The organism is Halarchaeum acidiphilum MH1-52-1 (genome assembly GCF_000474235.1).
GTDB lineage: Archaea > Halobacteriota > Halobacteria > Halobacteriales > Halobacteriaceae > Halarchaeum > Halarchaeum acidiphilum.
Map to the genome: position 1 here is coordinate 1 of NZ_BATA01000097.1, position 6,871 is coordinate 6,871.

At 67.4% G+C, this 6,871-nt stretch carries 4 protein-coding genes and 3 pseudogenes; 5 read left to right on the plus strand and 2 right to left on the minus strand.

The genetic code is table 11. From position 1 onward, the window contains the following. Nucleotides 1-82 precede the first annotated feature (82 nt). The 5 genes and pseudogenes from AOZ13_RS12615 to AOZ13_RS15800 all read left to right on the plus strand — a co-directional run. A complete protein-coding gene (locus AOZ13_RS12615; RefSeq protein ID WP_021780764.1) occupies nt 83-1,378 on the plus strand; it encodes a lactate racemase domain-containing protein in 1,296 nt (431 codons plus the stop codon). Between the two features lie 71 nt (nt 1,379-1,449). Continuing rightward, nucleotides 1,450-2,673 carry a mandelate racemase/muconate lactonizing enzyme family protein gene (locus tag AOZ13_RS12620; RefSeq protein ID WP_044957645.1) on the plus strand — a complete coding sequence of 408 codons (1,224 nt, stop codon included), beginning with the start codon at nt 1,450-1,452 and terminating at the stop codon, nt 2,671-2,673. Between the two features lie 163 nt (nt 2,674-2,836). Further along, complete coding sequence (locus tag AOZ13_RS12625; RefSeq protein WP_394324682.1) at nt 2,837-3,637, plus strand: NAD(P)-dependent oxidoreductase; 801 nt, start codon at nt 2,837-2,839, stop codon at nt 3,635-3,637. 62 nt (nt 3,638-3,699) lie between these two features. Next, nucleotides 3,700-4,047: pseudogene (locus AOZ13_RS15110) on the plus strand (cupin domain-containing protein). Then, nucleotides 4,044-4,504 (plus strand): annotated as a pseudogene (locus AOZ13_RS15800) (fumarylacetoacetate hydrolase family protein); the annotation flags it as partial. The pseudogenes AOZ13_RS15110 and AOZ13_RS15800, both read left to right, overlap by 4 nt. On the opposite strand, the pseudogene AOZ13_RS15805 reads toward AOZ13_RS15800, so the two are convergent. After that, nucleotides 4,460-5,647 (minus strand): annotated as a pseudogene (locus AOZ13_RS15805) (mandelate racemase/muconate lactonizing enzyme family protein); the annotation flags it as partial. The pseudogenes AOZ13_RS15800 and AOZ13_RS15805 overlap by 45 nt on opposite strands. Then, nucleotides 5,644-6,750 carry a mandelate racemase/muconate lactonizing enzyme family protein gene (locus AOZ13_RS12645; protein ID WP_020222593.1) on the minus strand — a complete coding sequence of 369 codons (1,107 nt, stop codon included), beginning with the start codon at nt 6,748-6,750 and terminating at the stop codon, nt 5,644-5,646. The gene AOZ13_RS12645 and the pseudogene AOZ13_RS15805, both read right to left, overlap by 4 nt. Nucleotides 6,751-6,871 lie beyond the last annotated feature (121 nt).

Consider the following 6,871-nt stretch of genomic DNA (forward strand, 5'->3'; position numbering starts at 1 on the left):
AAACGCACCGCCTCATCCTCTAACTTAACGCGACCGATGGATTGACGGGCAGTATTTTGTGGGCCCACTCGAAAGGGCGCGTATGGACTTTCCGGACAGCGAGACGGTCGACGCGGTGTTGGATTCGCTCTCATTCCCGTCGTTCGCTACGGTGCGCTACGAACCGGCGACGCCCGAACTCGACGACGTCGCGGGCGCGACCCGCGAGTCGGTCGACGCCCTTCCGCTCGATGCGGTGCCCGCCGGCGGTACCGTCGCGGTGGGCCTCGGGAGCCGCGGCATCCACGGCATCCGCAATATTGCCCGGACTGTCGTCGCCGACCTCGACGCGCGGGGGTACGACCCGGTCGTCGTCCCGGCGATGGGGAGTCACGGCGGCGCGACCGCCGAGGGCCAACGGGAGACGCTCGCGGGGATCGGTCTGATCGATGAGGCGCTCGGGTGCCCGATCGACGCGCGCATGGACACGGTCACCCTCGGAACGACCGAGGCGGGCCACGAGGTGCCGTTCTCGACGGCGGCGATGGAGGCGGCCGGGATCGTCGTCGTCAACCGCGTGAAGGCCCACACGAACTTCACCGGGCGCTTCGAGAGCGGCCTCTGCAAGATGCTCGCGGTCGGCCTCGGCAAGCAGGCCGGCGCGCGCGCGGTCCACGACGCGGCGCTCACCGAGGGCTACGTCGAGACCATCGAGCGCGCGCTCTCGATCATCCGCCGCGAGGCGCCCGTCGTCGGCGGGATCGCCGTCGTGGAGAACTTCTACGACCGGACCGCTCACGTCGAGGGCGTCGCCGCCGCCGACCTCCCCGAGGCCGAAGAACCCCTGCTCGACCGGGCGAACGAGTACATGCCGACGCTCCCGTTCGACGACCTCGACGCGCTGATCGTCGAGGGGATCGGAAAGGACGTCTCGGGCGCCGGCATGGACACGAACGTCATCGGGCGCTATCAGGTGTTGAACACCGACGACCCCGAGCGACCGGACGTCTCGCGGATCGTCGTCCTCGGCCTGACGGAGGCGACCCACGGCAACGGACAGGGGATCGGGCTGGCAGACCTCACGACCCGCGGCGTCGCCGAGGAACTCGACCTCGGGCAGATGTACACGAACGCGCTGACGAGCGCCTCGCTCTCGAAGGCACGCCTGCCGGTCGTGCTCCCGACGCCCCGCCACGCCGTGACGGCGGCGCTCGCCACCGTCGGGACCTACGCCCCCGAGACCGCCCGCGTGGCGTGGGTCCGCGATACCAGTCACCTCTCGTCGTTCCGCGTGTCGAGCGCGCTGGCCGCCGAGGCGCGCGACGACGACGCCCTCTCCGTCGAGCGCCGCGAGCGACTGACCTTCGAGGACGGCGACCCCGCTTTCGTTCCGAAGTAGCCGGCGGCGCGCGAGCGGTGGCCGCCACCCAAACGGTTAACTCGTGGTGTGTGGTATCACGACGTACGATCATGAGGAATTTCTCGAACCAAGAGAGTGCCCGCGCGTCGGCACGCGACGTGGCGATCACGGGCATCGAGACGTGCGTCCTCCAAGGCAACTTCGAGTGGAACATCGTGAAGGTACACACCGACGCGGGCGTGACCGGCGTCGGCGAGTCCTACCGCGGCGGCGCGGTCACGGACATCATGGAGTACATGGAGCAGTTCCTCGTCGGGGAGAACCCCCTCGACGTGGAGCGGCTGTTCAATCACCTCGTCCAGGAGACCTCCGGCCACGGCGGCACGACGGGGAAGGTCGTCACCGCGGCCTCGGGCATCGAGATCGCCCTCTGGGATCTCGCGGGGAAACTGCTCGACGTGCCGGTCTATCAGTTGCTCGGCGGGAAGTACCGCGATCGGATCCGCCTCTACTGCGACTGCCACGCGGGGACGGCCTACGAGCTCGAACACGGCGCACACGCCCCCGCCGAGGAGGAGATGTACGCTCCGGAGGCCTACGCCGCGGAGGCCGAACGCGTCCTCGACATGGGCTTTACGGCGCTGAAGTTCGACCTCGACATCGAGTACCGCGACAACGACCCCGACCCGTACAACGGTCGGCTCTCGAACGCCGCCGTCGAGCACAAACGCCAGATCGTCGCGGCCGTCCGCGACGCCGTCGGCCGCGACGTGGACCTCGCGTTCGACGCCCACTGGGACTACACCGTCGAGAGCGCGAAGCGACTGGCGCGGGCGCTCGAACCCTACGACCTGATGTGGCTCGAAGACCTCCTTCCGCCGGAGAACATGGACGCCCAGCAGGCGGTCGCCCGCGACGTGGCCGTCCCGCTCGCTACCGGCGAGAACCGCTTTCGGGTCCACGAGTTCAAGGACTTGCTCTACGAGCAGGCCGTCGACGTGATCACGCCGGACCCGACCACCTGCGGCGGCCTCGCCGAGTCGAAGGCAGTGGCGAGTCGCGCCGCCGAGAACTACATCCCGTTCTCGCCGCACAACGTCTGCGGCCCAATCGGAACCATGGCCTGCGTCCACCTCTGTGCGGCCATCCCGAACTTCTCGGTGCTCGAATACCACGCCCTCGAAGTCGACTGGTGGGACGACCTCCACGCGGGCGCGGACCCGCTCATCGAGGCGGGTCACATCGAGGTGCCCGAGGCGCCGGGGCTCGGCATCGAACTCGACGAGGACGTGGCCCGCGAGCACCTCTCCGATCCGGGGACGATGTTCGCGTGAGCCGAGCGCCGTGGGCGGTGCTCCTCCCGGCGACCATCGACCCCGCGGGCCCGGAGTCCATCGACGGCATCGCGTCGTTCACGAGTCGAGACGAGTACGGAGACGACGCGGCGCTCCGGGCGGACGCGGACCGTTCGACGCGATCATCACGCGGACCGAACCGATCACGGCCGATCTCCTCGACGCCGCGTCGTCGCTCTCGGTCGTGGCGAAACACGGCGCCGGCGTCGACAACATCGACATCCCGGCGGCGACGCGAAACGGCGTGCTCGTCGCCAACACGCCCGGCGCCAACGCGCGCTCGGTCGCCGAGCACGCCGTCGCCCTCCTACTCGCGGTGAAGCGGCGCGTCCCGCAGGCCCACGACGCGACCCGCGCCGGCGAGTGGCGCCGACACGACTTCCGGGGCCACGAGCAGAGCGGGCGGACGCTCGGCCTGCTCGGCGCCGGCAACGCCGGCCGCGACGTCGCGCGGTTGCTCTCGGGATTCGACGTGTCGGTCTGCGCTCTCGACCCGTACGTCGACCCCGCGGCCCTGCCCGAGAACGTCTCGCTCGTCGACACCGTGGACGCCCTGTTCGAGGCGGCCGACGACGTGAGCGTCCACGCGCCGCTGACCGACGAGACGCGCCACGCGGTGGGACGCGACCAACTCGCCGCCCTCCCCGGCGACGGCGTCGTCGTCAACACGGCCCGCGGCGGTATCGTCGACGAGGCCGCCCTCCGCGCGGCGCTCGACGCCGGCGACCTCCTCGGAGCCGGCATCGACGTGTACGAGTCAGAGCCCCCGGCGGCCGACGATCCGCTTCTCGCTCGCGACGATGTGGTGCTCACCCAGCACAACGCCGGCGTCACCGCCGAAGCCCTCCGGGCGATGAGCCGGGAGGCCGCCGCCGTCGTCCGCACCGTCTACGAGGGCGGCGTTCCCGAAACCGCGCTCAACGCCGACGCGCTCGGCCGGTAGCGGCAACAACCCCCGGATCGGGAACCACGATAATCGTTCGTTCGGTTTGGGCAAGTGGTTCGATGAAAGCTGTAGACTTCGAGGCGGCGGAGACGTACGAGCCCGACGAGGGCTGGTGACGGGTCTCGCTGGCCGGCAGCGACCGGTTCTCCTTCGAGTGGTTCGAGAAGCCGCCGGGGCACTCCTCGCCGATGCACGATCACGAGAACGAGCAGGTCTGTCTCTGTCTGGCGGGCGAGCTCACCGTCGAGACCGAAGACGACGCGGTGACCCTCTCGCAGTACGATTCGGTCTGGCTCGACGGCGACGAACCCCACCGCGTGGAGAACACGGGCGAGGAGCGCGCCGTCGGCCTCGACGTGTTCGCACTGGGGCGCTCGTTCGACTTCTGGACGGAGGACGACGAATGACGCGCCTCGCGCGCACCGCCGACGGCGAGGCGCTGATCGGGGGCGACGACGGTTTCGTCCCTCTCTCGGCCGCCGAACCGGGCGTCGAGACGGTCGCCGACGCGCTCTCGCTGGCCGCCGACGGAACGCTCGCCGCGGGCGCCGGGTCGACCCGGCCGGTCCCCGACGACCACCTCCGCTTTGCGCGCCCGCTCGCCTCGTTCGGCAAGCTCTGGGGCATCGGGCTCAACTACGCCGAGCACGCCACCGACTTGACGAGGACCGCCCGGACGAGCCGGCGAGCTTCATGAAACCCGAGACGGCCGCGACGGGCCCCGGCGGACCGATCCAACTCCCGCCGCGCGCCCAGAGCGACCACGTGACCGCCGAGGCGGAACTCGGACTCGTCGTCGGGAAGATGTGCCGGAACGTCGCCGTCGAGGACGTGTTCTTCGACGGCTTCCTCGTCGAGTTCGATACCGAGCCCTGGTGCTTCCGGTACCGCGATAGAGCTGTCCCGAATGAGGTCGTCGCCGGTGTGAAGGTCGTCCCACCAGTCGACTTCGAGCGCGTGGAACTCGAGGACGTCGAAGTTTGGCACCGCAGCGGCGAGATGGATACAGGCCATCGTGCCGACCGGGCTACAGACGTTGTGCGGGGAGACAGGCATGTAGTTCTCCTCCGCACGGTCCGCGACGCGAAGCGTCTCCGCCAAGCCGCCGACCGTCGTCGGGACGGGTGTGAGAACGTTGACGCCGTGGTCGTGGATGAGGTTGGTGAGCTCGAACACGTGGAAGCGTTCTCGCCCGTGGCGACCGGGGTCCGCGTTGCCTTCGTCACTTCCGTCTGTGCGTCCATGTTCTCCGGCGGGACGGGGTCCTCAAGCCACATCAGGTCGAACACCTCGAGTTCGTACGCGAGGCGTTTCGCTCTCTCGACGGAGTAGTCCCAGTGGCAGTCGAACGCGAGGTCGACGTCGTAACCGATTTCGTCGCGGACGGCCGCGACGATCTCGCGTTTCTCGTGGATCGCGGCGTTCGACAGCCGGCCGTTGTAGGGGTCGTTGTCCCGCGGGAAGTCGAGGTCGAACTTCAGCGCGTCGAACCCCATGTTGACGACACGGCGCGCTTCCGCGGCGTAGGCCTCCGGCGAGTACGCGTCGGCGCCCGCGTACGCTGTTCCCTCCGTCCTCGACGGCGTACGCCTCGCCGGCGTGGCAGTCGCAGTACATCCTCACTTCATCCCGGTATTTCGAGCCGAGGAGCTGGTAGACGGCGGACAAGGAGTTTCCCCGCGAGGTCCCAGCGGGCGACCTCGATGCCGGACGCGGCGGTGACGACCTTCCCCCTCGTCCCGCCGTGACCACTCATATCTTGAAATATGTAGCGCGTGAGCCGTTCGACGTCGAGCGGGTACTCCCCGATGAGGAACCGCTTCGTGTATTTGACGAGTTTGGGAAGCCACCGCCGCGGTAGGCTTCCTCGATACCCGTAATGCCGGCGTCCGTTTCGACCGTGATGAGGTTCCACTCGAAGTTCCCCTTGACTACTGTGGTCGAGATGTCCGTGATTTCGACGTCGCGAGCGGATGGACGCGTCGTCTGTAGTGAGTAATCCCTCATACGCGGAACTCTTCGAGTGCGTCTTTATCGAGTGAAACGCCGTGTCCGGGCTGGCCCGGGAGCGGAATCTTCCCGTTGTTGTCGGGTGCGAGCGGCGCTTCGACGACGTCGTCGAAGACCTTCACATCCATGTCTCGATAGAAGTATTCGATCCAAAGGCCGTTCTCGATGGCGCCGAGAAGAGACGAATGAATGTTCCAGTTGTAGTGCGGAGCGATGGGGACGTCGTACGCGGCCGCGTAGTTCGCGATGCGCATCCATTCCGTAACGCCACCACAAACAGTAACGTCGGGCTGGAGGATGGTGGCGGCGCCACTGTCGACGAGGTTCGCGAACTGGTGGCGCGTCCCTTCGAGTTCACCGGTCGCGACTGGATAGTCGAGTGCGTCGTTAACGGCCGCCATCGTGTCGACGCGGTCGATCATCACCGGCTCCTCGATGAAGTAGGGGTCGTACGGTTCGAACCGACGGCACGCGCGGACGGCCTCCGTCGTGTTCGGGTAGACGCCGTTTCCATCGAGGAGGAGGGTGACGTCGTCGCCGATTTCGTCGCGGACGGCGGCGACGCGGACTTCCTCCTCGGAGGCGGATTTCCGGCCGATCTTCATCTTCACGACGTCGTGGCCCTCGTCAAGGTAGCGCCGCATCTCCGTGCGGAGACCCTCGTGGCCTTTCTCGTCGCGGTAGTACCCACCGCTAGCGTACGCGGGGACGCTGTCGGCGTTCCCACCGAGGAGTTTGTAGAGGGGCTGGCCGGCGGCTTTCGATTTGACGTCCCAGAGTGCGATATCGACAGTCGAGATGGCGCGCAGGAAGAGGCCGTGTCGGCCGATCTGGACGTTCGAGTCGTACATCTCGTGCCAGAGTCGAGTCGTGTCACGGGGGTCCTCGCCGACGAGTCGCGGCGCGAGGAGGTCTTTGACAGCGTCGGCGATGAGTCCAGCACCGTCGTACCCAAGTGAGTACCCGACACCTTCGTGGCCCTCGTCGGTGCGGACGTAGGTGATGGTGTGGTCGCGGTACGTGAGCGTCCGGTTTGAGAACGATACCGGCGTTTCGAGCGGAATCCGTATCGGGAAAGATTCGACCTCGGTTATCTCCATGTTAAATACAGTGTGACACATTTACAAAGAATCGCGCGTACCGGTAAGAATTACCGGCCATTCGGGTATCGTGTTTAGTTCATCCATGCTCGGATAACACTCCCCGTAATATTTCTCTAAC

What these genes read in the sequence shown, in the direction of transcription:
- AOZ13_RS12645 (WP_020222593.1), bottom strand. Translation starts at nt 6,750, where the DNA reads ATGGAGATAACCGAGGTCGAATCTTTCCCGATACGGATTCCGCTCGAA.
- AOZ13_RS12620 (WP_044957645.1), top strand. Translation starts at nt 1,450, where the DNA reads ATGAGGAATTTCTCGAACCAAGAGAGTGCCCGCGCGTCGGCACGCGAC.
- AOZ13_RS12615 (WP_021780764.1), top strand. Translation starts at nt 83, where the DNA reads ATGGACTTTCCGGACAGCGAGACGGTCGACGCGGTGTTGGATTCGCTC.